This window comes from Streptomyces sp. Tek67B01 (assembly GCF_055231995.1).
Map to the genome: position 1 here is coordinate 1,163,913 of NZ_JBUYUY010000001.1, position 23,547 is coordinate 1,187,459.

The window sequence follows — 23,547 nt, forward strand, 5'->3', positions numbered from 1 at the left end:
TCCCGCGGCCGCCCGGCCCCGTCCATTGGGGGCCGGGCGGCCGTCTCGGATAGCCTGGGGCCAATATGAACCGTCTGACCACGCCTTTCGGCTCCTACGAGCTCACCCGCTTCCCCCAGGACCCGCGCGACCGGCTGCGCGCCTGGGACGCGGCCGACGAGTACCTGCTGCACCACCTCGCCTCCGGTACGGGGGACCGCGGGCCGGTGGACCTCGGCGGCGGCCGGCAGATCACCGTGCTCGGCGACCGCTGGGGCGCGCTGACGACGGCCCTGGCGGCCCACCGACCGACGCAGATCACCGACTCCTCCCTGACCCGCTCGGCCACCATGGCCAACCTGGACCGGGCCGGGATCGGCACCGCCAAGGACACGGTGACCCTGCTGACCACGCAGGACGAGCCGCCCGCGCGGATCGACGTGCTCCTGGTCCGGGTGCCCAAGAGCCTGGCGCTGCTGGAGGACCAGCTCCACCGGCTGGCGCCGCGGCTGCACGCGGACAGCGTCGTGGTGGGCACCGGCATGGTCAAGGAGATCCACACCTCCACGCTGCGCCTCTTCGAGCGGATCCTGGGGCCGACGAAGACCTCGCTCGCCGAGAAGAAGGCCCGGCTGATCTTCTGCACGCCGAGCACGCCGAGCACCGCGGGCACCTCGGGAACGGCGGCCACGGCGGGCGCCTCCCCCGACCCCTGGCCGGTGACCTACACCGTGGACGCGGAGGGCGGCTCGGGCGCCGGCCTGACGGTGGTCAACCACGCGGGCATCTTCTGCGCGGACCGGCTCGACGTCGGCACCCGCTTCTTCCTGCAGTCCATCCCGAACAACACGAACGGCGCCCGCGTCGTGGACCTGGGCTGCGGCAACGGCGTCGTCGGCACCGCGGTCGCGGTCGCCGACCCCCGGGCGGAGGTCGTGTTCACCGACGAGTCGTACCAGGCGATCGCCTCGGCGAAGGCCACGTTCCGCGCCAACGTGACGCAGGACCGGGATCGGGCCGACTTCCTCGTGGGCGACGGCGTGGCCATGCTGGACCCAGCTTCGGTGGATCTCGTCCTGTGCAACCCGCCGTTCCACTCCCACCAGGCCACCACGGACGCGACCGCGCTGCGGATGTTCGCCCAGTCCCGCAAGGTGCTGCGGCCCGGCGGCGAGCTGTGGGTGGTCGCCAACCGCCACATGGGCTACCACACCCATCTCCAACGGCTGTTCGGCAACAGCGAAGTGGCCGCGAGCGAGCCCAAGTTCGTGGTGCTGCGGGCGGTCAAGCGGATGGAACGGGAACGACGCCCGTAGAGGCCATGTGACCTGCCGGTACGTCCTACACTCCTCCGCGTGGGCAGCCAGGGGGAACAGGACGGCCGGAGTACCGGCGGGCGCGGCGACGACGGCGAGCGCGACGGCGACGGCCGGGGCCACGGCGGCGGGCGCTATCGCCGCGACGACGTGGCGCGGGCGGCCGGCGTCAAGGTGCGCAACCTGCGCTACTACCAGGAGCGCGGGCTGCTGCCCCCGCCCCGCCGTGAGGGACGGGTCGCCTGGTACTCCGACGACCACCTGACGCGGCTGCGCCTGATCAGCGACCTGCTGGGACGCGGCTATTCCGTCAACGGCATCGCCGAGTTGCTGAACGCGTGGGAGCAGGGCGGCGGCCTGTCACAACTGCTGGGCCTGGAACGGGCGATGACCCGCGACTGGGAGCACGAGGAGCCGGTCACCCTGACGGCGGCCGAGATGCGCGACCTGTTCGGCCCGGCCGCGACCGCCGAAGACACCCGGCGGGCGGCGGAGTTGGGGTACCTGCGGATCGACGGGGACCGGATCACGCACCGCAGTCGGCGGTTGCTGGAGGCGACGCTGGCGCTGGTGCGCCAGGGCGTGCCGCTCGCGGAGGTCCTGGACGCGGGGGACTTCGTACAGGATCAGGCGGCGGCGCTCGCCGACCGGTTCGTGGGGCTCTTCCGACAGCACGTGATCGGTCCGGACGGGCTCGTCGGCCCGGACGGGACGGAGCGGCTTTCGGCCACTCAGCTGGATCACATCTCCGAGGCGGCCGCGGCGCTGCGGCCGGTGGCCGGCGAGGTCGTGGCCGCCGAGTTCGCCCGCGCCATGGCTCGGCGGGTCGAGGCGGAGGTGGCGGAACTGCTGCGCGCGGAGGCCGCACAGCGGCGTACGGGGCAGTAGGACTCGGCCGAAAAGGTACGTTCGAGCAACCTTGCCAACCTCCATTGGCACTCTTACATTCAACTCGTCGGTAACAAAGGTGCACAGCCGAGATACAGGGACGATCTCATGGCAAGCTCACCGAACTTATCCGAACCACCAGGCACCGGGCACACCCCCGGCCCCACCCCCGAGCACGCGTCCGGCGAGGACGACCGCAGCGGTACCGGACGGGTCCGGTGGCGGCGTTTCGCCCTCCTGACCGTTCCGGCCGTGGCCGTGACCGCGGGCCTCGGCATCGCCCTCGCCCAAGGCGCCCTCGCCGCTTCCTTCGCCGTCTCCGGACAGCAGTTCAAGGTGTCCGCCAAAAGCCTTGAGGGCGAGGGTTTCGCCCAGTACGGCAGCGTCGACGTCAACGCCCGCCAAGACCTCATCCCCGTGGCGGTGACCGCCATCAAGGAGGCCAAGCTCCACAGCCTCTGCCAATCGGTGGTGACCACCCTCCCCCTCATCGGGGACATCTCGCTCAACCTCACCGCGGGCCAGAGGGACCCGGTGGAGGCGAGCAACCTGTTCGTCGACGCCACCCAGCTCTCCGGCGACGCCGTGTTCAGCAACATCGAGATCGGCCGCGACGCGTCGACCCTCGACAAGGGGCCGGCCGAGGCCGTGGGCATGCAGGACCTGTTCGCCCAGCAGGCCGACACGGTGGCCATCTCCGATCTGCACCAGACCGCGTGGGCCACCAACGCGGGAACCTTCAAACTCTCCGGGCTGAGCATGGGGATCAGCAAGGGGAAGAAGGAATGCTTCTGAGAGGTCGCCGGCCGTCGTGGCGGGGGTGGCGGCGTTGGCGGCGCGGCAGACCCTTCTGGGGCGGCCTGGCCGCCGTCGCGGCCGGGGCCTGGATCTGCGTCCTGCCGCTGGCACCGTTGAAGATCATGCTCCAGCAGGGGGTGGCGGGCATCCCGTCCGTCCTGATGGGGATCGTCATGATCGTCCTCGGGCTCACGGCGTGGTTCGCCCCTCAGCAGCGCACCCTCGCCGGCGTCCTCACCACCTTGATCGCGACCGCCGCCCTGGTGCTGTCGAACCTCGGCGGCTTCCTGATCGGCACCCTGCTCGGCATCCTCGGCGGCGGGTTGATCTTCGCCTGGCAGCCCTACGCCGCGTCGCGTGCCCCGTACACCACCCCGCGATCCCAACGCTCCCCGCGCGCCCCGGACGCCACCGAGGCCGCGGAGCCCACCGCCTCCCGGGACCCCATCCCCACCCCGGACGCGACAGCGGACCCCACCCGCTCCCCCACCCCGCACCACGATTCCCAAGGAGTACAGCCATGAGCCGTACGCGCACCGCCCTCGCCCTCGGGATGGCCGCCGCAGCCGCACTGACGGTTGCCTCCGCCTCCGCGACCGCCGCGCCGTTACCACTGGCCGGGTCGACCACCGTCACCCCGGCCGGGCACGCCTTCAAGGCCACCCTCAGCGGCAAGGCCACCCTCAAGGCCGGGTCGGTCACCGTGACCTGCTCGGTCTCCGTCTCCACCGGCACGGTGCCGGCCGCCCCCGGCAATCACAACGCGGCCGGGCCGGTCTCCTCGCCGATCTCCGCCCCGACCTACAGCTCCTGTACGTCGAGCATGCCCGGCGTGACCCCGACGGTCACCACCAGCGGCGCCTGGTCGGTGTCCATGCAGAACGGCTCGCCCGTCACCGCGACCATGACGGTGCCGACCGGGGGCCTGGTCGTCCACACCACCGGCCTCGCCACGTGTACGGTCACGGCCGCCCCCTCGGGCCCGGCGAGCGTCGCCGGCTCCTGGGCCAACGGCGCCCCGTCCGCCCTGACCTTCACGAACGCCTCGGTGCCGGTCACGGTCGTCGGCGGGTTCGGCTGCCCGACGAGCGCGACGTCGTCCACCTTCAACGCCGTCTACAAGGTCACCGACACCACGGACCCGGCGCAGCAGATCACCGTCGCTCCCTGAGCCGCAGAACCCGAGCCGCAGAACCCCAGCGGCCCGCCGGCCCCGGAGGACGTCCGGGGCCGGCGGGCCGCCCGCTCGCCGGCCGGCCCGCGCCGGGGCGCACCGCCCGCGCCGGCAAATGTGTTGCGCGGCGCGCGCCGCCCGCGCGAAGCTGCACGGCATGTCACAGAACCCCCCGACGTCACCGCACACCGCGCCGCAGGACAGCAGCGCAGAGCCGCGCCCCCTGCGGGGCGTCGACGACCTCTTCTCGCACGGCCGCCTCACCGCCATTCCGCGCAAGGCGGCCCGGCGTGAGCAACTGCTCGCCCACCTCGCCGAAACCCTCTTCGTCCATGGGCGGGAGTACACCGAGCCCGAGGTGAACGACGCACTGCGCACCGTGCACGAGGACTGCTCGGCACTGCGCCGGTACCTGGTCACCTCGGGCCGTCTCACCCGCACCCGCGACGGCAGCAGCTACCGGGCCTAGACGCAGTGCACCGCCCTTTGGGGCGGTGGTGAAGCGGTGTCGCCAAGGCCGCAGGACTTGCGGTATCAGCCCGTCGAGCGCTGGTAAGACCGGGACCTGTCCCGGCACAGCGCGCAGACGCAGGAACCCACCGAGACGGTCAGCCGACCGTGGTAGGAATCCCGTCCCTTTAGGGACGGGAGCGGAAGTCAACGGCGGTCCACGACCACCCGGTAATGGGTGGTCAACCGTCCGTCCTCGCCCAGTACGTGGAACGCGACGACCGGCGGTTCGTCGAGGTGTACGTGTTCGTCGGGGCCGCTCTGCGCCTCCCACGGCAGCCGTGTCGTGGACACCACGCCCGGCGCCACCAGCAGCGGCCGGCCGGCGAACGTCGTGACGGCCCCGGTGTGGGCGTGACCGCACAGGAACGCCTTGAGGTGCGGGTGCCGTTCGGCGAGCGCGGCGAGCCGCTCCTCACCGAACTGCCGGATGCCGTCCACGTACGGGATGTGCAGGGTGACGGGCGGGTGGTGGAAGGCCACCAGGACGGGCACCTCGCGCGGGGTGTCGGCCAGTACCCCGTCCAGCCACTCCAGCGTCGACTCCTCCAGGAAACCGTGGTGTTCGCCGGGGACGGAGGAGTCGCACACCGCCAGGACGAAGCCGTCACCCCGCACGACCCGGTCCACCGGTCGCGCGGTCGGCCGCGTCTCGGCGAGCAGTCCCCGCCGGAAGGCGACCCGCTCGTCGTGGTTGCCGGGACACACGACCAGCGGGTGGCGCGAGCGCAGCACCTTGCGGGCCACCTCGTACTCGTCGGGGGCGGCGCGGTCGGCGGTGTCACCGCTCACGAGCACCGCGTCGAGGTCGTACGGCAGGCCGTCGAGGTACTCCATGACCAGGCGGGCGCGGTCGGTGGCCCGCGCCTCGCCGTCGAAGTGGACATCGCTGAGGTGGGCGATCACTATCACGGACGGTGGCTCCTTCGTTCGTCGGTGCCCACATTCAACCGACCCCCACCGCACGCCTTCCAGGGCCAATCGATCACCGGCGGCCCCGAACTCCCCCGGCGTCAGCCGCGGTACGTCTCCAGCAGCCTCAACCAGATCTCGCTCACTGTCGGGAACGCCGGCACCGCGTGCCAAAGCCGGCTGATCGGTACCTCGCCCGCGACGGCGATGGTCGCCGCGTGCAGGAGTTCCGCCGCGCCCGGGCCGACGAAGGTGGCGCCGAGCAGCACCTCCCGGTCCAAGTCGACGACCATCCGGGCCCGACCCGGGTACGGGTCGGCGTACAGGCCCGCGCCGGAGACCTTGCCGAGGTCGTAGTCGACGGCGCGGACGCGGTGGCCGGCCTTCTGCGCCTCGGCCAGCGTCAGGCCCACGGCCGCGGCCTCGGGGTCGGTGAACACCGCCTGCGGGAGGGCGGCGGTGTCGGCGGTCGCGGTGTGCGCGCCCCAGGGGCCGGTGTCGGCCGGTTCCCGGCCCGCCGCACGCGCGGCGATGACGGCGCCGGCGATCCGGGCCTGGTACTTGCCCTGGTGGGTGAGCAGGGCGCGGTGGTTGACGTCGCCGACGGCGTAGAGCCAGTCGTGGCCGGGGACCCGGCAGCTGTCGTCGACACCGATCCAGTCGCCGGGAACCAGACCCACGGTGTCGAGCCCGATGTCGTCGGTGCGCGGGGCGCGGCCGGTCGCCATCAGCAGTTCGTCGCCCTCCACGGTCTCACCGCCCTCCAGCACGACGGTGACGGGCCCCGTCGCCCCGTCCCGTACGACCGCCTCCACCGCGACGTCCGTACGGATCTCCGCGCCGGCCTCGCGCAGCGCCTGGGCGACCAGTTCCCCGGCGAACGGCTCCATGCGCGGCAGCAGTCCCGAGCCGCGTACGAGGACGGTGACGCGGGAGCCGAGGGCCTGCCATGCGGTGGCCATCTCGGCGGCGACCACCGAGCCGCCGACGATCAGCAGCCGCCCCGGCGCCTGACGGGCGGAGGTCGCCTCCCTGCTGGTCCACGGGCGGGCCCCGGCGATGCCGGGGAGCTGGGGGATCACGGCCCGGGTGCCCGTCGCCACCACCACGGCGTGTCGGGCCGTGAGGACGTGGTGCTCGCCCTCGGGGCTGGTGACGGCGACCTTGCGGACGCCGTAGAGCCGGCCGTGGCCCCGGTACACGTGGGCGCCGATGGAGTCGAGCCAGTCGATCTGGCCGTCGTCCTTCCAGTTCCCGGTCCAGTAGTCGCGGTGGGCGTACACCGCCTCCGCGTCGAGGGGGCCCTCGACCGCTGCCGCGAGGCCCGGGACCCGGCGCGCGTCGGCCCGGGCCAGCACCGGGCGCAGCAGCGCCTTGCTCGGGATGCAGGCCCAGTACGAGCACTCCCCGCCCACGAGCTCGCTCTCCACCAGGGCCGTGGTGAGCCCGGCGGCCCGGGTCCGGTCCACGATGTTCTCGCCCGCCGGTCCCCCGCCGAGCACTACCACGTCGTACTCCACCGCTTCAGTCATCCGGCCAGTCTCGCCGCGAGCCGGGCACGGCGGGTAATTTCACACCTCCGGCGTGCCGGAAGTCCCCTGGTCGCCGCCCGTTCCGCCGCCACCCGGCCCCTCGGGCCGGTCCGAGGGGGCGATCTTCGCCCGGACCTCGTCCATGTCCAGGGCGCGGGCCTGCGCGATGAGGTCGGTCAACGTCGCCTCGGGAAGCGCGCCGGGCTGCGCGAAGATCGCCACCTGGTCTCGGACGATCATCAGGGTCGGGATGGAGGTGATCTGGAAGGCACCGGCCAGCTCCTGCTGCGCCTCGGTGTCGACCTTCGCGAAAAGGAGGTCCGGGTTGGCCTCGGACACCTTCTCGTAGACCGGCGCGAACTGCAGGCAGGGCCGGCACCAGCCCGCCCAGAAGTCGATCAGCACGAACGGGTTCTCGCTGACCGTCCGGTCGAAGTTCTCTTTGGTGAGCTCGACTGTCGCCACGATGTCCAAGCCTCCTGATAGCCGGTTGTCCTGCGTGAACGAACAATCCACCCCGCGCATTCCGCCCGCGCGGCGACCCGCCCGCGATCCCCGGCCGGATCCGGAGGAGCCGGCCTGCAACGGGCCTAGAACGGGTGGGCGGGCGCCGTCGAGCGGAGCGTGGTCCAGCGCAGTTCGGTGAAGGCCTCCACGTTCGCCTCGCCGCCGAAGCGGGCTCCCGTGCCCGACGCGCCGACCCCGCCGAAGGGGGCCACGGCCTCGTCGTTGACCGTCTGGTCGTTCACATGCGCGATGCCGGTGGGGATGCGACCGGCCAGGTCGAGCCCGTGCGCCGCATCGCGCGTGACGATCCCCAGGGAGAGCCCGTACGGGCCCGCCGAGGCCAGCGCCACCGCCTCGTCCTCCGTCGCGAAGGACCGTACGGGCGCCACGGGACCGAAGACCTCCTCCGTGTATGCGGGGCAGTCGTCGGACACGCCCGCCAGCACCGTCGGCCGGTAGAACAGGTCGCGATGGCTGCCGCCCGCCACCACCTTGGCTCCCTGCTCGGCACTCGCCTCGACCAGGGCGTGGACCCGCTCCACCTGGCCCCGGTCGATGAGCGGGCCCAGGTGCACCCGCTCGCGGTACGGGTCACCCACGACCAGCGCCTCCGCCCGCGCGGCGAGCCGCTCGACGTACTCGTCGTACAGGGAGGCGTGCACCAGGTGGCGCCCGGCCGTCATGCAGATCTGGCCCTGGTGGAAGAAGGAGCCCCAGGAGGCCTGCGCCACGGCGGCCTCCACATCGGCGTCCTCCAGTACGACGAGGGCCGAGTTGCCGCCCAACTCAAGGTGCGCGCGTGTGAGATGACGACCGGCCAGCTCGCCGACCGAGCGCCCGGCGGCGGTCGAGCCGGTGAACGACACCACCCGCACGCGGGGATCGGCCACGACCGCCGCTCCCGTCGCGGAACCTCCGGGCAGCACGTGCAGCAGCCCCGCCGGGAGCCCCGCCGCGGCGAACACGGCGGCGAGGGCGATGCCGCCGCAGACGGCGGTGCGCGGGTCGGGCTTGAGGAGCACCGCGTTGCCCAGGGCGAGGGCCGGTGCCACCGAACGGATCGACAGGATCAACGGCGCGTTGAACGGCGCGATGACCCCCACCACCCCGGCCGGCACCCGGCGGGTGAAGGACAACCGGGGCGCCTCGCTGGGCAGGACCTGGCCGGTGGGACGCGAGGCGAGCGCGGCGGCCTCGTAGCACTCCTGCGCGGCGACGTGCAGCTCGAAGTCGGCCTTGCCGGGTATGGAGCCCGACTCCCGCACCAGCCAGTCCCGCAACTCGTCGGCGTGGGCCGCGAACAGGTCTCCGGCGCGGCGCAGCACGGCCGCGCGCTCCGGGTGGGTGGCCCTGGCCCAGTCACACTGTGCGGCCCGGGCGCGTACCGCGGCCTCGGCGACGTCGGCGGGCGCGGCGAGGTCGAGGGTGGCGAGGGTACGCCCCGTGGCGGGTTCGACGACCGGGGCGGTGCCGCCGGTCAGGGTGGGTCCGTCCTGCCAGAGCGTCGGGTCGAGGAGCGGCATGGCGCGGGGCCTCCGGGTCTGGGGTGGGGCGGGGGCGGGGGGCGGGGGGCGGCAGCACGCGCCATCGTGCCAGACCCGGGGCGGCACTTCTGTTCAGTTATTGGGCAGTTGAGGGGCCGCCCTGACCGGAAATGATCGACGGGCGGCCCGGCTCGGCACTCCAGGGCGCCGGCGCCCCGGGAGGCTCGGCGTCCAGGGCACCGGCGCTCCGAGGGGCGGGTCAGCGCTCCAGGACCAGGGCGATGCCCTGCCCGACGCCGATGCACAGCGCCGCCATGCCCGTACCGGAGCCCGCCGCCGCGAGCTGGTGGGCGACGGAGCCCGCCAGCCGGGCGCCCGAAGCGCCGAGCGGGTGCCCGATCGCGATCGCGCCGCCGCGCGGGTTGACCACCGCCGGGTCCAGCTCCGGCCAGGCCGCCAGACACCCCAACGCCTGCGCGGCGAAGGCCTCGTTGAGCTCCAACACGGACAGGTCGGCCAGGCCCCGGCCGGCCTTGGCGAGTGCCCGCTGGACGGCTTCCACCGGGCCGAGCCCGAACAGCTGCGGCTCGATCCCCGTGACGGCGCTCGCGCTGATGCGGGCCAGCGGCTCCCGACCGGTGGCGGCGAGCCCCGCCTCGTCCGTCAGCAGCAGGGCCGCGGCCCCGTCGTTGAGCGGTGAGGCGTTGCCCGCGGTGACGGTGCCGGAGCCGTCCGTCCGGAACGCGGGCTTGAGCCGGGCCATGGCCTCCGGCGTGGAGCCCTCCCGGATGGACTCGTCCCGTACGAGGTCCACGCCCGCGTACGGGACGACCTCGCTGTCGTAGAGCCCCCCGGCCCAGGCGGCGGCGGCCTTGCGGTGGCTTTCCAGGGCGAACAGGTCCTGCGCCTCGCGCGTGACGGCGTACTTGTCCGCGACGAGCTCGGCGCCTTCACCGAGCGAGCCCGTCCACTCCGCGGGCATGGCGGGGTTGGTCATCCGCCACCCCAGGGTGGTGGACCACATCTGCTGGTGCCCGGCCGGGAAGGCCCGCTCGGGCTTCTGCACCACCCACGGCGCACGGGACATCGACTCCACGCCGCCCGCGATGGCGACGGAGGCGTCACCGACCGCGATGGCGCGGGCGGCCTGGATCACGGCTTCCAGGCCGGACCCGCAGAGCCGGTTCACGGTGACCCCGGGGACGGACACGGGCAGCCCGGCGAGCAGCACCGCCATGCGCGCGACGTCACGGTTGTCCTCGCCCGCGCCGTTTGCGTCGCCGAAGACGACGTCGTCGATACGGGCCGGGTCGAGGTCGGGCGTGCGGTCCACCAGCGCGCGCACCACGTGGGCCGCCAGGTCGTCCGGGCGGACGCCGGCGAGCGCCCCGCCGAACTTGCCGATCGGGGTGCGGACGGCGTCGACGACGTAGACGTCGCGGACGGTGCGGATGCTCATGGGGTCTCTCCTGGGCGGATCCGTACGGGCGGTGCCGCGCAGGCGCCGGTGTCGGCGCCGGCGTGCGGCGCCGGTCACGCCCGGATGGGGCGCGCCCGCAGTCTCCGTCCGCCGATCACCGCCTGTCAACGGCCGGCGGGGGCCGCAGGGGGCTCGGGGGCGCCTCCGTGTGCTCGTGCACTCCGTGCGGCTCCGTGCGCTTCCTGCGCTCCGGGAGGCGGGGCGTGGGGAGGGTGGGACGGTGCAGGGCTCAGGTGGACTCGCGCCGGACCGCCACGACCGTCATCAGCTCGCGCCGCTCGGTGATCTCGGAGGGCTCCCGCACCGCACGGTCGACCAGGGCCGCCAGGTGGCCCCCGGTGGGCATCTCGATCCGCACGGTGCCGAGCCGGTGCCGCAGCAGCCTTCCGAGCAGCAGGTCGTCGGCGCCCATGACGACCACGTCCTCGGGTATCCGCAGACCGGCGTCCTGGAGGGCCCGCATCAGGAGCATCGCGTACTCGTCGTTGTAGGCGAAGGCCGCGTCCAGCCCCAGCGACCGCCAGCGGGCCGCGAGCGCCGCCGCCGACTCCTCGGTGAAGGCCAGCGGCAACGGTTCCACCCGGGCGGAAGCCACCGACCGGGCGGCCAGCCGGGCACCCGAGAACAGTCCCAACCCCTCCTCCTGCCGGACGATCACCCCGATCCGGCGCCGGCCCCGCTCGGCGAGGTGGGCAGCGGCCCGGGCGCCGACTTCCGCCTGGTCCATGACCAACGCGTGTGGCCCCGGCACCCGTTCGGACCCCAGCGTCATCACCGCCGGGCCCCGGCCCGCTTGAGCGTGGCGACATCGCGTGCGGAGAGGGCGATCCCGCCCACCGAGATCACCGCGACCGGGCGCAGTTCGGCCCAGGCGCGGGCGGCCTCGTCCCCGGTGAGGCCGAGGCTGCCGTACTGCACCACGGTGTAGTCGAGGCGGCGCAGGGCCCACTGGAGCTGGTTGAGGAAGGCGCTGTAGAGGGGGCCGGCAGGGACGTGGGAGGTCGGCAGCAGCACGATCCGGGTGTGCCCGGCGCGCAGGCTGCGTGCGGCGGCGTGCGGGACGTAGCCGAGCTCCTCGGCGGCTTCGCGGACCTTGCGGCGGGTCGGCTCGCTGATGCGTACGGCCTCGGCGTTGTTCAGCACGTACGAGACCGTCGCGCGCGACACGCCGGCGAGGCGGGCGACATCCCCGCTGGTCGGCACGGACGCGGCCGGACCGTTCGCCGACGGGGCGTTGGCCGACTGGGCCTTGGCCGACTGGGCGTTCGCCGAGGGGATGTCCGCGGATGGGGTGTTCGGTTTCATGGCGTCGTTGGAGGGGTGGGCCTAGAAGGGCCAAGGTGTTGGGTTGGGCGGGGTTTTGGGGGCGGTGTTCCCCCTGGGCGGGGTCGGGTGGTGCCGGGGGCTGGAACGGTCAGGAGGGTCCCGGAGGGGGCCGGCATTTCCAGCCCCGCCGGCGTTTGAGGCGCGGGGTCCGGGGCGGAGCCCCGAAAGGAGGCCCCGAGCGCAGCGAGGGGGTGCCCCAATGGCGCCGCAGATCGCTAGGTACTCGATACCTCGGCGGCCATCACGACGGCGGCCAAGTCCGTGCCGGCCTGTAGCAGCGCGACGGTCCGCGTGGCGATCTGATCGAGACGTCGGCTCAGGACGCGCCGGGTCTCCTCCGGGCCGCCGATCTCTTGGAGGGAGCCCATGACCTCCCGGACTGCGGGAATGCCGTAACCGGCCCCCCGGAGGGCCGCGACGATCCGGGCCGCCCTGATGGCGGGAAGCCCGTAGCGACGTGCCCGCAGTGACGTCACCCGCTCAGGGGTGACGAGCCCTTCCTCCTCCCAGAACCGGAGGGTGGAGGGACGCAGACCGAGGGCTGCGGCGAGCTCGGTGATCGTCATGGCGTCACCCTCCTGCTCGCGGTCGGTGCCGTCCGTCTCCGCCGCGATGGCGCGCAGTGCCTGTTGGGCGCGCAGCGCCTCGTCCCGTTCCCGCGCGAGCCGTACGTGTACCTCGTTGACGGCCGACGCGGCCTCCGCGATCGGCCGCGTTCTCAGCTCCGCGAGCATCCGCCGTGCGACCACGGGGCCTACGGCCGCCGCCAGTCCCCGGTAGGCGCGCAGCGCCCGGACGTGGAGCGGGGTGTAGGACCGGTAACCGTTGTCCGATCGGGCGGCGGGAGGGATGACGCCGAGCCGCTCCAGATCGCGGACCTGCTGCACCGAGTAATCGGATTCCCGGGCGACATCGACTGTTCGCAGAAGTTCCCGCTCGCGCATCCGCCAACCCCACATGAGCACTTGAAGGTAATGCTTGAACCATGAGTATGGAACAGATCATCGCGACCGTGCGGGGCTTCGCCGGTGCACTCGTTGTCGTCCCCGAGTGGGGCGGCGACGTCCCCGAGGTTGCCTGGGGGGATGCGTTCTTCTACTACGCCCCCGATGGGCAGGTGCCCGGGAACGTCCAGCCGTACGGGACGGTCGTCACCAAGGACTACCCGGACGACACCGCATCCGACCTTGATGCACCGGGGCGTTGGAGGGTGAACGTGCTGGTCGAGCGTGCAACTTTGCGGGAGCTCACCGGAGAGGGGCCGTACGACTTCGCGGCCGTCGACCGCGTGCTGCCGCACCCGGTGTACGGCGCGCTCGGTTGGATCTGTGTCGTCAATCCCGGTGAGCGGACGACGGAGGCGGTCGTAGGGCTCCTGCGCTGCGCGCACGACGCCGCGCGTCACAGGTACACGAGGCGGCACGCGCCGAACGACCAGCCGCGCGGCAGCGGGCTCCTCCCGGCCCATGGCGGGCTGCGGACGCGTGACGGGAGGAGCGCGTAGCGATCTGGCGCCGTGGGCCCCTCGCTGCACAACACCGCCCCCGAAGTCCCCACCCGACTCCGCCCACCCCGGCCCTCTCACCCCCGCTCGCGCAGGACCCGCACCGTGCGTTCGTACCAGGCACGGTTGGCCCGTTCGAAGTCCAGGCCGCGCAGGCAGGTCAGGTAGGGGCCGATGCGGTTGCCGTGGCGGAGGAATTCCTCCTCCGCGAGGTCCCCGCGCATCGTGCGCAGGAGGGCGTCGAACAGCTCGATCTTGGCTTCGGCGAACGTGATCCGTTCCGTGAGTTGGGCGACGAGCGTCTCTGTGTCCACGTGATCGGCGGCCTGGACCTTGACCAGAAGGTCATCGCGGATGAACGAGGGTTTGCCGGCGGCCTCCGCGAACCGTTCGAGTGCGTCCAGTCCTGCCCCGGTGACCTTGAACAGGCGCTTGTTGGGCCGGGTTTCCTGCACCACCTCTCGGCCCACGATCAGGCCGTCCTGTTCGAGTTTGGCCAGTTCGGCGTAGACCTGCTGCGGCATCGCGTGCCAGAAGTTCGCCACGCCCATGTCGAACGCCTTGGCCAGCTGGTATCCGCTCAGCTCCTCGTCGAGCAGGGCCGCCAGGACGGCATGGCGCAAAGCCATCGGACCGTTTCCTTCCTCTGGTCAGGGGATCACCCACATGATAGTCAAGGAAATGACTAATCAATTAAAGGAGTGTGTGTGCCCATGATGCCCATGACCACCGCCGACCGCTTCCGCTCCGCCGTCGACAGCCGCGACCTGGCCGCCTTGGGGGAACTGTTCACCGAGGACGTACGACTCAACAGCCCCGTGAAGTTCGCGCCGTTCAAAGGCAAGGCGATGGTCCTCGCACTGTTCGGGGTACTCCTGCGCACCTTCGAGGACTTCCGCTACGTCGGGCGGTTGGACGGCACCGCCGAAGCCGGCGCCCCCGAGACGGCCCCGACCCCGGCAGAAGTCGCCGGAGGCGCTGAAACCCCCGCCTCGGTGCTGGTCTTCCGGGCCACCGTGAAGGGGAAGCAGATCCACGGCATCGATCTGCTCCACCTCGACGCGGACGAGCGCATCGAGGGGATCACGGTGATGGTCCGCCCGCAGTCCGCCGTGCAGGCCCTGGGCGAGGCGGTACTGGAAGGGCTGGTGGCCGACGGCCTGGTCCCGACCGCGTAGGGCACACCCTGGCCCCGACCACCAGGTAGGGCACGCCGGCCGTGGGCGCCGCGCCTCGGTCGGGAAGCAGTAACCTCACCCGCATGACGGCACTTTCGCACCACGATCACCACGACGGCCACGGCCAGGACCAGGTCGAGCAGCCCGGCCGAGGCGGTCTCACCGCCACCACCGAGGCCGATCCGTACGCCATCGGCCCCGTGCGGACCTCGTACGCCCCCGACAAGGACGGTGACCCCGACCCCGGGGAGATCGTCTGGACCTGGGTCCCCTTCGAGGAGAACGACGGGCGCGGCAAGGATCGGCCGGTGTTGGTGGTCGCGCGGGAGGCGGGTCGGCAGACGTTGCTCGCGGTGCAGCTGTCCAGCAAGCGGCACGACCAGGACCGGGAGTGGGTGCCGATCGGCACCGGGCCCTGGGACGGTGCGGGGCGGGAGTCCTGGGTGGATGTGGACCGGGTACTGCGGGTGCACGAGTCGGGCATGCGCCGCGAGGCGTGCGCGCTGGACCGGGGCCGGTTCCAGCTGGTGGTGAACCGACTGCGGGAGCGTTACGGCTGGCAGTAGCCGAGCGGGCGCCGGCGCGTCACGCGGCCCGGCGGCCCCGCCCGTCTCCCGGGTGGGGCCGCCGGCCGTTCGTCGGAGCCCATGGGATCTATGGTCAGCCGCCGCAGTGCGCGATGTTGCCGGCGCAGTTGGTGGTCAGGTTGTGGATGATCTTGCTCTCCCTGAGCTCCACCAGCGCGTTCAGCGCGTTGTTGATACCGCCGCCGTCCTCCGCCGCCCGGTTCTCCGCGACGAGGGAGTGGATGAGCGTGAGCCGGGTGGCGGGTACGCGCGCGCTCGCCTGCCCGTTGTTGATGCCACCGCCGTCCCGGCCGGCGGAGTTCTTCTCGACCTTGCTGCGCTCCAGGGTGGCCACGCCCACGTTGTTGATCGCGCCGCCGTCACGACCCGCCTTGTTCAGCTCGAAGACCGTCTCGCGGGCCTCCAGCGTCGCACCGGGGGCGTTGTAGACGGCGCCACCGTCGAAGGCGGCCCAGTTCGCGATGAACCTGCTGTCGCTGATCGTCGCGATGCCGTCGTTGTGGATGGCGCCGCCGTCGTGCTCGTGGGCCTCGTTGTGCGTGAACACGCTGTGGTCCTGGACCCGGAGCGTGCCGTCGTTCTCGATGCCGCCGCCGTCGGTGTTGGCCGTGTTGCCGGCGACGGTCGTCTTCTTCAGGGTGGCGTTGCCAGTCGAGGTGTTGAAGAGGCCGCCGCCCTGGGTGAGGATGGCGATGTTGTTCAGGATCTTGCTGTCGACGGCGGTGACGTGGCCATTGCTGTTGTAGATGCCACCGCCGCTCACGCCGGCCTGGTTGCCGGAGACGGTGCTGTCCTCCAGCAGCAGCGTGCCTTGGTTGCTGATGCCGCCGCCGCTCGTGAGGACGCGGCCCCCGTTGACGACGACGCCCCGCAACGTCAGGTAACCGGTCGGAGCCACGTTCAGCAGCCGGAAGAGGGAGGTGACCGGCGCGGATCGCATCAGGGTCGAATCCTTCCCCTTGATGGTGACCCTGCTGGTGATGGGCGGCAGTGCGTTGGAACTGATGCCGGTCGTGAAGCGGTAGACACAGCGGTGGGCCAGTGAGATCGTGCCGCCGTCGGGATTGGCGTTGGCCTGATTGACGGCCGTGATGAGTCCGGCGACGTCACCGCACCGCACGTTCAGGGTCAGGGGCTGCGCCACAGCGGGAACTGCCGCGACGCCCAGGCCCAGGCTTGCCACCACAGCGGATCCGGCGAGCACGAGACGCTTCTTCATTCGCTTGTCTTCCTCTCGGTACCCAGGCGGGCCCCCGCGCCGTCGTCCTGCGTCCAGCCGTGGTGGAGTGGAGTGGGAGGGAAGTGAGGGGCGCCGTCATGACGTGACAGGGGTAGCCCATGCGTCCTGGCGTGTTTCCGTACCCGCGTGCGGACTCTCCGGAAATTCATACGAATGGTGGCCGCTGCCCGTCACCCTCTACGCCGACGGCCGCGCGCCCCTCTCCCGCCGCATGATCAGAAGCCGGCGAAGGCCCGCTCGAAGGCCTCCCGCGGCCCCGAATCACGGTCGAGGATCCCGAACACCACCTGCTCGAATACGTTCTCGAAGCGCCCGGCGAGCAGTTCCCGGAAGGCCTCCGCCACCTCCGCCGGGTCGTTGCGGAACACCCCGCATCCCCACGCCCCCAGCACCAGCCGCCGGTAGCGGTGCAGTGCGGCGACCTCCAGCACCCGTTCGGCCCGCCGGGCGAGGGCGGCCGGGATCTCGTGGGCCCGCTCCGGTTCCTGGCGGCGGATGGTGCCCGCGTTCGGCGCGGGGGAGGTGAGGAATCCGACCCGGAAGGGGACCTCCAGGAGTTCGCCCCGGTCATCGCGGAAGACGGGGACCCCGGGCGAGTGAATCACCCGGTCGGTGTAGAAGGTGCTTCGGCCGGCGCGGTGCGTCTCGTAGTACTCCGGCGCCTCCAGCAGCGTCTCGTAGAGCGCCGAGGCGCGGCACAGCGCCTCCTCCTGCGCCTTGGCCCCGCGCACGTATCCACCGCCGGGATTGCGGGCCGAGGCGAAGTTGAGGACTGCCACGGCGGCGCCCGCGTCCGGGGCGCCGGCGAGCCTGCGGGCCGCGACCGTACTGCTCTCCCCCGTGACCTCGACGACCGTCCGGTCGGAACCGGCCGCCGGCTCCTCGTCTGGAATGACCTGGTTTGGTCCATATATTCTGATTCCCGCCTTGGCTTCCGCCAGGGCGGCGGCCAGGGAGACCTGGCGTCCGGAGCGCGTCCGGTAACCGCCGGCCGCCAAGATGACCGAGTTGTGCCGCGCGATGTCACGCAATCTGCTGCTCACGGCGTGATCCTGCGGTGCGGGACTCGCCGCGGCAAGGGAATTTCCGGTGCGGCGGCGGGTAGGCACGGGTGACATCCGAGCCGTCGACAGGGACGGCCGACGACAGGAGATGAGGTTCCGGTCATGCGCCAGGACTCACCCGCTCCGCCCTGCCAGCCCCCTCCCGATTCCCCCCTGACCGAATCCGAGGCCGAGGACCTGGTCCACGGCATCTGCTTCAAGACGGGTCCGCCGCGTCTGGTCGGCGCCGAGCTCGAATGGCTGGTGGTGGACGCCGAGCGCCCCTGGCTGCCGCTGGCCGCCGACCGGCTGACCGCGGCGCACGACGCGGCGGGCGCCCTGCCGCTGCGGTCGCGGTTCACCGTGGAGCCCGGCGGCCAGCTGGAGCTCAGCTCCGCCCCCGCCGGCTCCCTCACCGGCTGTGTCGACGGGCTCCAGGCCGACCTGGCGGCCGTCCGGGGCGCCCTGCGCGAGCGGGGCCTGGCCCTGCGGGGGCTCGGCCGCGACCCGCGCCGCCCCTACCGCCGCCTCCTCGACAGCCCTCGGTACCGGGCGATGGAGAGCTACTTCGACCGTACGGGCCCGGCCGGGCGCGCCATGATGCGTGCCTCCGCCTCCGTGCAGGTCTGTGTGGACGCCGGTCTGGAGGAGCCCGGCCCGCTCGGGCACGGCCGGCGCTGGCGGCTGGCGCACCTGCTGGGCGCGGTGCTGGTGGCCGCGTTCGCCAACTCCCCGGCGCGCGAGGGTCCGTACGCCGGATGGCGGTGTGCGCGGCAGGGTATCTGGAGCGACATCGACGCGCGTCGGGCGCTCGCCCCGCCGCTGGACGTCGAGCCGCGCGCCGCCTGGACCCGGCACGCGCTGGACACCGAGGTGATGTGCGTGCGCTCCCCCGACCCGTCGTGGGAGGTCCCGGGCGGGTTGACGTTCCGCGACTGGGTGCGCACCGGGGGTCCTCGTCCGCCCACTCCGGCGGATCTGGACTACCACCTGACGACGCTCTTCCCGCCGGTCCGGCCGCGCGGTCACCTGGAACTGCGGATGATCGACGCCCAGCCGGGCGAGGACGGCTGGCTGGTCCCGGTGGCGGTCACGCACGCGCTGTTCGACGACCCCGAGGCCACCGAGACCGCCTACCGGGTGGTGAAGGCGCTGGCCGATGCCTACGGGGGCCGATGCGCGCCCCGCAATCCGCTGTGGCGGACCGCCGCCCGGGTGGGGCCGGCCGACCCCGACCTGCGCGCGGCCGCCGTCGCCTGCTTCACGGCGGCCCGGGAGGCACTGCCGCGACTGGGCGCGAGTTCCCACGTCCGGGACACGGTCGGCGCCTTCACCGAGCGCTACGTACTGCGCGGCCGCTGTCCGGCCGACGATCTGGATGAACGGCGGCCCGCCGGGAAGGAAACGCGATCGTGACCACCGAATCCCGCCCCGCCGTCACGCGTGAGCGGGCGGCCGCGGAGCTGACCGCCGCGCGCGCCCGTACCGCCGCGCTGACCGACGCCGTGACCGACGAAGACCTCACCGCGCAGCACTCCCCGCTGATGTCGCCGCTCGTCTGGGACCTCGCGCACATCGGGAACCAGGAGGAGCTCTGGCTGCTGCGCCGGGTGGACGGGCGCGAGTCCATGCGCCCGGAGATCGACCCGCTCTACGACGCTTTCCAACACCCCCGCGCCGAGCGGCCGAAGTTGCCGCTGCTGGGGCCCGCAGAGGCACGCCGGTACGCGGCGGAGGTGCGGGGCCGCGTCTTCGACCTGCTGGAGCGCACCCCCATGGAGGGGAGCCCGCTGTTGGACGACGGCTTCGCCTTCGGCATGATCGCCCAGCACGAGCAGCAACACGACGAAACGATGTTGATCACCCATCAGCTGCGGCACGGCGCGCCCGTGCTGACCGCTCCGGACCCCGATCCCCCGCAGGGGCCACCGCCGCCCACGGCGGAAGTCCTGGTCCCGGGCGGGCCGTTCACCATGGGCACGTCCGCCGAACCCTGGTCCCTGGACAACGAACGTCCCGCGCACGTCCGGGACGTGGCGCCGTTTTGGATCGACACGGCTCCGGTCACCAACGCCGCCTACCTGGCGTTCATGGCCGACGGCGGCTACCGGGACGCCCGCTGGTGGGCCCCCGAGGGCTGGGAGCAGATCCGTGCGCACGCCATCGAGGCGCCCTTGTTCTGGCACCGGGAGGGCGGGATCTGGCTGCGCCGCCGCTTCGGCGTCATCGAGCCCGTGCCGGACGACGAGCCCGTGCTGCACGTCAGTTGGTACGAGGCCGACGCCTACGCCCGCTGGGCCGGACGCCGGCTGCCCACGGAGGAGGAGTGGGAGAAGGCGGCCCGCCACGACCCCCGCTCCGGGCGCTCCACCCGCTACCCCTGGGGCGACGCCGATCCGACGGCCGCCCACGCCAACTTGGGCCAGCGCCACCTGCGCCCCGCCCCGGCGGGCAGCTACCCGGCCGGCGCGTCCCCGCTCGGGGTGCGCCAGTTGATCGGGGACGTGTGGGAGTGGACCGCCTCGGACTTCCTCCCCTACCCGGGGTTCAGGGCGTTCCCGTACCGGGAGTACTCGCAGGTGTTCTTCGGCCCGGAGCACAAGGTGCTGCGCGGCGGGTCCTTCGCCGTGGCCCCGGTGGCCTGCCGGGGCACGTTCCGCAACTGGGACCTGCCGGTGCGCCGGCAGATCTTCGCCGGCTTCCGAACCGCGCGCGGCGGTGACGCCTGATGTGTCGTCATCTCGCTTATGTCGGGCCCCCGGTGTGCCTGGGCCGGTTGCTCAGCGAGCCCGAGTACTCCCTGGTCCGGCAGTCCTACGCGCCCCGCCGCCAGCGGCACGGCACGATCAACGCCGACGGCTTCGGGGTCGGCTGGTACGCGGGGGTCGATCCGGTCCCGGCCCGATACCGGCGCCCCGGGCCGGTCTGGGGTGATCTGACCTTCGCGGACCTGGCCCGGGTGGTGCGCAGCGCGGCGGTGTTGGCCGCCGTACGGGACGCCACGCTGGCCGGGGCGGACGGGGAGGCTGCCGCCTCGCCGTTCGCGTCGGGGCCCTGGCTGTTCAGCCACAACGGGGCGATACGCGACTGGCCGGACGCGGTGGGCCCGCTGGCTGCGGGGCTGCCGCCGCACGAGCTGCTCCAGCTGTCCGCGCGCACCGATTCGGCGCTGATCTGGGCGCTGGTGCTGCGCCGCCTGCGGGAGGGGGACGATCTCGGCGAGGCTCTCGCGGGGCCGGTGCGGGAGCTGGCGGCCGCTTCCCCGGGCTCCCGGCTGAACCTGCTGTTGACGGACGGGACGGTGATCGCCGCGACCGCGTGGGGCGACTCCCTGTGGTACCTGTCCGATCCGGGGGCCGGGCGCACGGTCGTGGCGTCCGAGCCGTACGACGACGACGACCGCTGGACCGAGGTAGCCGACCGCACCCTGTTGACCGCCACCCGTACCCAGGTCGATCTGACCCCGCTCAAGGAGAGCCTGTCGTGAGTGACTTCCAGTTGACCCGGACCCTCGACGAGCACTCCGCGGACACCGCGCTGCGGGCGGACGTGCGGAGCGGCCTGACCCGCTCGCCGAAGGAACTGCCCCCCAAGTGGTTCTACGACGCCCGGGGCAGTGAGCTCTTCGAGGAGATCACCCGGTTGCCCGAGTACTATCCGACGCGCGCCGAGCGGGAGATCCTGCTGGGGCGGGCCGGGGAGATCGCCGCGGAGACGGGCGCCCGTACGCTCGTGGAGCTGGGTTCCGGCTCCTCGGAGAAGACTCGGCACCTGATCGAGGCGTTGCCCGCGCTGGAGACGTACGTCCCGGTGGACGTCAGCGAGAGCGCCCTGCGGGGCGCCGCGCAGATCTTGTTGGCCGCGCATCCGGCGCTGCGGGTGCACGCCCTGCTGGCGGACTTCACACAGCCGCTGCGCCTGCCGGAATCGGCCGGTCCGCGGTTGGTGGTGTTCCTGGGCGGCACGATCGGGAACCTGCGGCCGCCGGAGCGCGCCGCGTTCCTGGCCTCCGTACGGGCGATGCTGTCGCCGGGTGACGCGCTGCTGATGGGGACGGACCTCGTGAAGGACGAAGAGGTCCTGGTGGCCGCGTACGACGACGCCCAAGGGGTGACTGCGGAGTTCAACAAGAACGTACTGGCCGTGATCGACCGGGAGTTGGGCGCCGATTTCCACACCGCCGACTTCGAGCACCTGGCGGTGTGGAACCGGGAGGAGGAGTGGATCGAGATGCGGTTGCGGGCCCGGTCGGAGGTGCTGGTGAAGATCCGGGCCCTGGATCTGGTGGTGCCCTTCGAGTCGGGTGAGGAGATCCTGACGGAGATTTCCGCGAAGTTCCGTCAGGAGGGCGTGCGGCGCGAGTTGGCCGCCGCCGGGCTGGAGCTCACGCGGTGGTGGACGGACGCGGAGGGCCGGTTCGCGCTGTCCTTGTCGGTGGTCGACGGCTTGGAGGGCTGAGTCGGGATGCCGGGGAGCGTCGGCTGCCCGGTGTCGCCGCGGACGGCTTCCTGAGCGGCCCGCGCGAGGTCCCGCCGGTCCGGGTGCCGGCCCGGCGGGATGCGCGGCAGCAGCCGCACCTCGGCGCGGATCCCCCGGGCCCGGGCGATCCGCCACAGGGAGGCGGTCAGCGGATCGTCCCCGACGAAGGCGGGCGCCGCGGCGAGGGCCCCGTCGGCCGCTAGCCGGTAGGCGAGCCGCACCGGTTGTACGGGGACCCGCGCGTCGAGCGCCGCCTGGAACGCGGCCCGTCGGAAGGGTCCTTGGGCGCGCCCGCACCAGGTCGAGCCCTCCGGGAAGACTGTGACCCGGTCCCCGGCGAGTAGGGACCGGGTGAGCGTGTCGACGGTGTGGGGCAGGGCCCTTATCCGGTCGCGTTCGATGAACAGGGTGCCGGCCCGGGCGGCGAGGCGGCCCAGTACGGGCCAGGCGCCGATCTCGCTCTTGGCCAGCATCCGGCAGGGCAGCACGGCGGCCACGAGCGGGATGTCCACCCATGAGATGTGGTTGGCGACGACCAGGCGACCGCCGTCGGGCCCGGGGCTGCCGTGCACGGTGATCCGTATCCCCAGGGCCCCCAGCAGTGCCGTCGCCCATGCCCGGACCAGGGCGTGGCGCAGGCGCCCCGGCAGGAGCCGGACCGGCGGGGCGGTCAGCACCGCGAGCAGGGTCAGGGCGGCGGCGCAGGCGAGCCGCGCCACCGCGTGCGGGATGCCCGCCCGCCGTCCCTCGTGGGCCGCGCAGGCTTCGGGCGTGCAGGGCGCGGTGGGCAGCCAGACGCTCATGCGCCCGGGGCGAGCGAGAGGAAGTGGTTGAGGTAGCGGGGGTTGGTCCGGCGCAGCGAGAGCAGGACGTACAGGTCGGCGCAGCCGAACCCGGCGTCGAGGGCGGGCTCGCCGCACACCCACGCGCCCAGGCGCAGGTAGCCGCGCAGCAGCGGGGGCAGTTCCGTGCGGTCGGGGGCGGTGATGCCTTCGGGGCTCCAGGGGAGGTGGGGGGTGACCCGGTACTCCTCGGGCGCGAGGTTGCGGGTCAGGACGCTCGCACGGGTGGCGGCGGCCAGGAGCCCGCCGTCGGCCAGCGGGATCGAGCAGCATCCGGCGAGCCAGTTGTGGCCGGAGCGGTCCATGTAGCGGGCGAGTCCGGCCCAGATGAGGGCGATGACCGCGCCGTTGCGGTGGTCGGGGTGGACGCAGGAGCGGCCCACTTCGACGAGGTCGGGCCGGATGGGGTCCAGCGAGGTGAGGTCGAATTCGCCCTCGGAGTAGAGGCGGCCGGCGATCGCGGCGCGCTCCGGCGGGAGCAGCCGGTAGGTGCCGACGACCTGTCCGGTGTTCTCGTCCACCACCAGGAGGTGGTCGCAGTACGCGTCGAAGGCGTCGGCGTCGAGGCCGGGCTCGGGGCCGTCCAGGCGGGCGCCGAGCTCCCCGGCGAAGACGAGGTGGCGCAGCCGCTGGGCGGCGCGTACCTCGTCCTCGTCGCGGGCGAGCCGCACGGCGTACCGGGGGGTGGTGGTGGGGGGTGCGAGGGGGGACGGGGACAGGGGGGCGATGGTCATGGCTGCTCCTGATCCGGGCACGGTGGCCGGGCCG

24 protein-coding genes and 1 pseudogene are annotated in these 23,547 nt (G+C 72.8%); 13 read left to right on the forward strand and 12 right to left on the reverse strand.

Annotation, left to right across the window (positions count from 1 at the left end; translation table 11 throughout):
- The first annotated feature begins 74 nt into the window (after positions 1 to 74).
- From ACV7NM_RS05360 to ACV7NM_RS05385, 6 genes are all read left to right on the forward strand, one after another.
- Positions 75 to 1,295 (forward strand): methyltransferase, encoded by a 1,221-nt coding sequence (locus ACV7NM_RS05360; protein ID WP_463413838.1) that lies wholly within the window; start codon positions 75 to 77, stop codon positions 1,293 to 1,295.
- 39 nt (positions 1,296 to 1,334) lie between these two features.
- Positions 1,335 to 2,183 (forward strand): MerR family transcriptional regulator, encoded by an 849-nt coding sequence (locus ACV7NM_RS05365; RefSeq protein WP_463409171.1) that lies wholly within the window; start codon positions 1,335 to 1,337, stop codon positions 2,181 to 2,183.
- A 237-nt stretch (positions 2,184 to 2,420) separates the two neighbouring features.
- Entirely contained in the window at positions 2,421 to 2,978 is a 558-nt protein-coding gene (locus ACV7NM_RS05370) for a DUF6230 family protein (protein WP_463413839.1), read from the forward strand.
- Positions 2,969 to 3,505: a DUF6114 domain-containing protein gene (locus ACV7NM_RS05375; RefSeq protein WP_463409172.1), complete on the forward strand. Its 537-nt coding sequence runs from the start codon at positions 2,969 to 2,971 to the stop codon at positions 3,503 to 3,505. Before ACV7NM_RS05370 ends, ACV7NM_RS05375 begins: the two co-directional genes overlap by 10 nt.
- Entirely contained in the window at positions 3,502 to 4,152 is a 651-nt protein-coding gene (locus tag ACV7NM_RS05380; RefSeq protein ID WP_463409173.1) for a hypothetical protein, read from the forward strand. Before ACV7NM_RS05375 ends, ACV7NM_RS05380 begins: the two co-directional genes overlap by 4 nt.
- Before the next feature lie 160 nt (positions 4,153 to 4,312).
- Positions 4,313 to 4,624 carry a DUF2087 domain-containing protein gene (locus tag ACV7NM_RS05385; protein WP_463409174.1) on the forward strand — a complete coding sequence of 104 codons (312 nt, stop codon included), beginning with the start codon at positions 4,313 to 4,315 and terminating at the stop codon, positions 4,622 to 4,624.
- Between the two features lie 188 nt (positions 4,625 to 4,812).
- Here the strand turns inward: ACV7NM_RS05385 and ACV7NM_RS05390 are convergent, their stop codons facing one another.
- The 7 genes and pseudogenes from ACV7NM_RS05390 to ACV7NM_RS05420 form a co-directional block, all read right to left on the reverse strand.
- Positions 4,813 to 5,577: a metallophosphoesterase gene (locus ACV7NM_RS05390; protein WP_463409175.1), complete on the reverse strand. Its 765-nt coding sequence runs from the start codon at positions 5,575 to 5,577 to the stop codon at positions 4,813 to 4,815.
- A gap of 101 nt (positions 5,578 to 5,678) precedes the next feature.
- On the reverse strand, positions 5,679 to 7,109 hold the full coding sequence (locus ACV7NM_RS05395; RefSeq protein ID WP_463409176.1) for a dihydrolipoyl dehydrogenase family protein: 1,431 nt from the start codon (positions 7,107 to 7,109) through the stop codon (positions 5,679 to 5,681).
- Between the two features lie 39 nt (positions 7,110 to 7,148).
- Positions 7,149 to 7,577 carry a thioredoxin family protein gene (locus tag ACV7NM_RS05400; RefSeq protein ID WP_463413840.1) on the reverse strand — a complete coding sequence of 143 codons (429 nt, stop codon included), beginning with the start codon at positions 7,575 to 7,577 and terminating at the stop codon, positions 7,149 to 7,151.
- A gap of 122 nt (positions 7,578 to 7,699) precedes the next feature.
- The gene (locus ACV7NM_RS05405) at positions 7,700 to 9,139 is read right to left on the reverse strand and encodes an aldehyde dehydrogenase family protein (RefSeq protein ID WP_463409177.1); all 1,440 of its coding nucleotides are present in this window, start codon (positions 9,137 to 9,139) and stop codon (positions 7,700 to 7,702) included.
- 220 nt (positions 9,140 to 9,359) lie between these two features.
- Positions 9,360 to 10,559 carry a thiolase family protein gene (locus ACV7NM_RS05410; protein WP_463409178.1) on the reverse strand — a complete coding sequence of 400 codons (1,200 nt, stop codon included), beginning with the start codon at positions 10,557 to 10,559 and terminating at the stop codon, positions 9,360 to 9,362.
- A gap of 250 nt (positions 10,560 to 10,809) precedes the next feature.
- Positions 10,810 to 11,885 (reverse strand): annotated as a pseudogene (locus ACV7NM_RS05415) (LacI family DNA-binding transcriptional regulator).
- A 236-nt stretch (positions 11,886 to 12,121) separates the two neighbouring features.
- Complete coding sequence (locus ACV7NM_RS05420) at positions 12,122 to 12,850, reverse strand: MerR family transcriptional regulator (protein WP_463409179.1); 729 nt, start codon at positions 12,848 to 12,850, stop codon at positions 12,122 to 12,124.
- Positions 12,851 to 12,897: 47 nt separating this feature from the next.
- On the opposite strand from ACV7NM_RS05420, the gene ACV7NM_RS05425 reads away from it, so the two are divergent.
- Positions 12,898 to 13,410, forward strand: a complete 513-nt coding sequence (locus tag ACV7NM_RS05425; protein ID WP_463413841.1) for a DUF6194 family protein — start codon at positions 12,898 to 12,900, stop codon at positions 13,408 to 13,410.
- Between the two features lie 77 nt (positions 13,411 to 13,487).
- Here the strand turns inward: ACV7NM_RS05425 and ACV7NM_RS05430 are convergent, their stop codons facing one another.
- On the reverse strand, positions 13,488 to 14,039 hold the full coding sequence (locus ACV7NM_RS05430) for a PadR family transcriptional regulator (protein ID WP_463409180.1): 552 nt from the start codon (positions 14,037 to 14,039) through the stop codon (positions 13,488 to 13,490).
- A gap of 93 nt (positions 14,040 to 14,132) precedes the next feature.
- On the opposite strand from ACV7NM_RS05430, the gene ACV7NM_RS05435 reads away from it, so the two are divergent.
- Both ACV7NM_RS05435 and ACV7NM_RS05440 read left to right on the forward strand, forming a co-directional pair.
- Positions 14,133 to 14,588, forward strand: a complete 456-nt coding sequence (locus tag ACV7NM_RS05435) for a nuclear transport factor 2 family protein (protein WP_463413842.1) — start codon at positions 14,133 to 14,135, stop codon at positions 14,586 to 14,588.
- A gap of 83 nt (positions 14,589 to 14,671) precedes the next feature.
- Positions 14,672 to 15,154 carry a type II toxin-antitoxin system PemK/MazF family toxin gene (locus tag ACV7NM_RS05440; protein ID WP_463409181.1) on the forward strand — a complete coding sequence of 161 codons (483 nt, stop codon included), beginning with the start codon at positions 14,672 to 14,674 and terminating at the stop codon, positions 15,152 to 15,154.
- 94 nt (positions 15,155 to 15,248) lie between these two features.
- Here ACV7NM_RS05440 and ACV7NM_RS05445 read toward each other — a convergent pair whose 3' ends face one another.
- Positions 15,249 to 16,394 (reverse strand): hypothetical protein, encoded by a 1,146-nt coding sequence (locus ACV7NM_RS05445; protein ID WP_463409182.1) that lies wholly within the window; start codon positions 16,392 to 16,394, stop codon positions 15,249 to 15,251.
- 236 nt (positions 16,395 to 16,630) lie between these two features.
- Positions 16,631 to 17,458 carry a TIGR02452 family protein gene (locus ACV7NM_RS05450; RefSeq protein WP_463409183.1) on the reverse strand — a complete coding sequence of 276 codons (828 nt, stop codon included), beginning with the start codon at positions 17,456 to 17,458 and terminating at the stop codon, positions 16,631 to 16,633.
- A gap of 123 nt (positions 17,459 to 17,581) precedes the next feature.
- Between ACV7NM_RS05450 and egtA the strand changes: the two genes are divergently transcribed.
- The 4 genes from egtA to egtD are packed head-to-tail and all read left to right on the forward strand — an operon-like array spanning position 17,582 to position 21,916.
- On the forward strand, positions 17,582 to 18,874 hold the full coding sequence (gene egtA, locus ACV7NM_RS05455) for an ergothioneine biosynthesis glutamate--cysteine ligase EgtA (RefSeq protein ID WP_463409184.1): 1,293 nt from the start codon (positions 17,582 to 17,584) through the stop codon (positions 18,872 to 18,874).
- A complete protein-coding gene (gene egtB / locus ACV7NM_RS05460; protein WP_463409185.1) occupies positions 18,871 to 20,187 on the forward strand; it encodes an ergothioneine biosynthesis protein EgtB in 1,317 nt (438 codons plus the stop codon). The genes egtA and egtB overlap by 4 nt, the downstream gene beginning before the upstream one ends.
- Entirely contained in the window at positions 20,187 to 20,945 is a 759-nt protein-coding gene (gene egtC, locus ACV7NM_RS05465) for an ergothioneine biosynthesis protein EgtC (RefSeq protein WP_463409186.1), read from the forward strand. The genes egtB and egtC overlap by 1 nt, the downstream gene beginning before the upstream one ends.
- The gene (egtD, locus tag ACV7NM_RS05470; protein WP_463409187.1) at positions 20,942 to 21,916 is read left to right on the forward strand and encodes an L-histidine N(alpha)-methyltransferase; all 975 of its coding nucleotides are present in this window, start codon (positions 20,942 to 20,944) and stop codon (positions 21,914 to 21,916) included. The genes egtC and egtD overlap by 4 nt, the downstream gene beginning before the upstream one ends.
- Here the strand turns inward: egtD and ACV7NM_RS05475 are convergent.
- Positions 21,799 to 22,740, reverse strand: a complete 942-nt coding sequence (locus ACV7NM_RS05475) for a lysophospholipid acyltransferase family protein (RefSeq protein ID WP_463409188.1) — start codon at positions 22,738 to 22,740, stop codon at positions 21,799 to 21,801. The two genes, egtD and ACV7NM_RS05475, sit on opposite strands and share 118 nt — an antisense overlap.
- The gene (locus ACV7NM_RS05480) at positions 22,737 to 23,513 is read right to left on the reverse strand and encodes a GNAT family N-acetyltransferase (RefSeq protein WP_463409189.1); all 777 of its coding nucleotides are present in this window, start codon (positions 23,511 to 23,513) and stop codon (positions 22,737 to 22,739) included. The genes ACV7NM_RS05475 and ACV7NM_RS05480 overlap by 4 nt, the downstream gene beginning before the upstream one ends.
- Positions 23,514 to 23,547 lie beyond the last annotated feature (34 nt).

What these genes read in the sequence shown, in the direction of transcription:
- ACV7NM_RS05375 (WP_463409172.1), top strand. Translation starts at nt 2,969, where the DNA reads ATGCTTCTGAGAGGTCGCCGGCCGTCGTGGCGGGGGTGGCGGCGTTGG.
- ACV7NM_RS05380 (WP_463409173.1), top strand. Translation starts at nt 3,502, where the DNA reads ATGAGCCGTACGCGCACCGCCCTCGCCCTCGGGATGGCCGCCGCAGCC.
- ACV7NM_RS05385 (WP_463409174.1), top strand. Translation starts at nt 4,313, where the DNA reads ATGTCACAGAACCCCCCGACGTCACCGCACACCGCGCCGCAGGACAGC.
- ACV7NM_RS05395 (WP_463409176.1), bottom strand. Translation starts at nt 7,109, where the DNA reads ATGACTGAAGCGGTGGAGTACGACGTGGTAGTGCTCGGCGGGGGACCG.
- ACV7NM_RS05405 (WP_463409177.1), bottom strand. Translation starts at nt 9,139, where the DNA reads ATGCCGCTCCTCGACCCGACGCTCTGGCAGGACGGACCCACCCTGACC.
- ACV7NM_RS05410 (WP_463409178.1), bottom strand. Translation starts at nt 10,559, where the DNA reads ATGAGCATCCGCACCGTCCGCGACGTCTACGTCGTCGACGCCGTCCGC.
- ACV7NM_RS05420 (WP_463409179.1), bottom strand. Translation starts at nt 12,850, where the DNA reads ATGCGCGAGCGGGAACTTCTGCGAACAGTCGATGTCGCCCGGGAATCC.
- ACV7NM_RS05425 (WP_463413841.1), top strand. Translation starts at nt 12,898, where the DNA reads ATGGAACAGATCATCGCGACCGTGCGGGGCTTCGCCGGTGCACTCGTT.
- ACV7NM_RS05430 (WP_463409180.1), bottom strand. Translation starts at nt 14,039, where the DNA reads ATGGCTTTGCGCCATGCCGTCCTGGCGGCCCTGCTCGACGAGGAGCTG.
- ACV7NM_RS05435 (WP_463413842.1), top strand. Translation starts at nt 14,133, where the DNA reads ATGACCACCGCCGACCGCTTCCGCTCCGCCGTCGACAGCCGCGACCTG.
- ACV7NM_RS05440 (WP_463409181.1), top strand. Translation starts at nt 14,672, where the DNA reads ATGACGGCACTTTCGCACCACGATCACCACGACGGCCACGGCCAGGAC.
- ACV7NM_RS05445 (WP_463409182.1), bottom strand. Translation starts at nt 16,394, where the DNA reads ATGAAGAAGCGTCTCGTGCTCGCCGGATCCGCTGTGGTGGCAAGCCTG.
- egtA (WP_463409184.1), top strand. Translation starts at nt 17,582, where the DNA reads ATGCGCCAGGACTCACCCGCTCCGCCCTGCCAGCCCCCTCCCGATTCC.
- egtC (WP_463409186.1), top strand. Translation starts at nt 20,187, where the DNA reads ATGTGTCGTCATCTCGCTTATGTCGGGCCCCCGGTGTGCCTGGGCCGG.
- ACV7NM_RS05475 (WP_463409188.1), bottom strand. Translation starts at nt 22,740, where the DNA reads ATGAGCGTCTGGCTGCCCACCGCGCCCTGCACGCCCGAAGCCTGCGCG.
- ACV7NM_RS05480 (WP_463409189.1), bottom strand. Translation starts at nt 23,513, where the DNA reads ATGACCATCGCCCCCCTGTCCCCGTCCCCCCTCGCACCCCCCACCACC.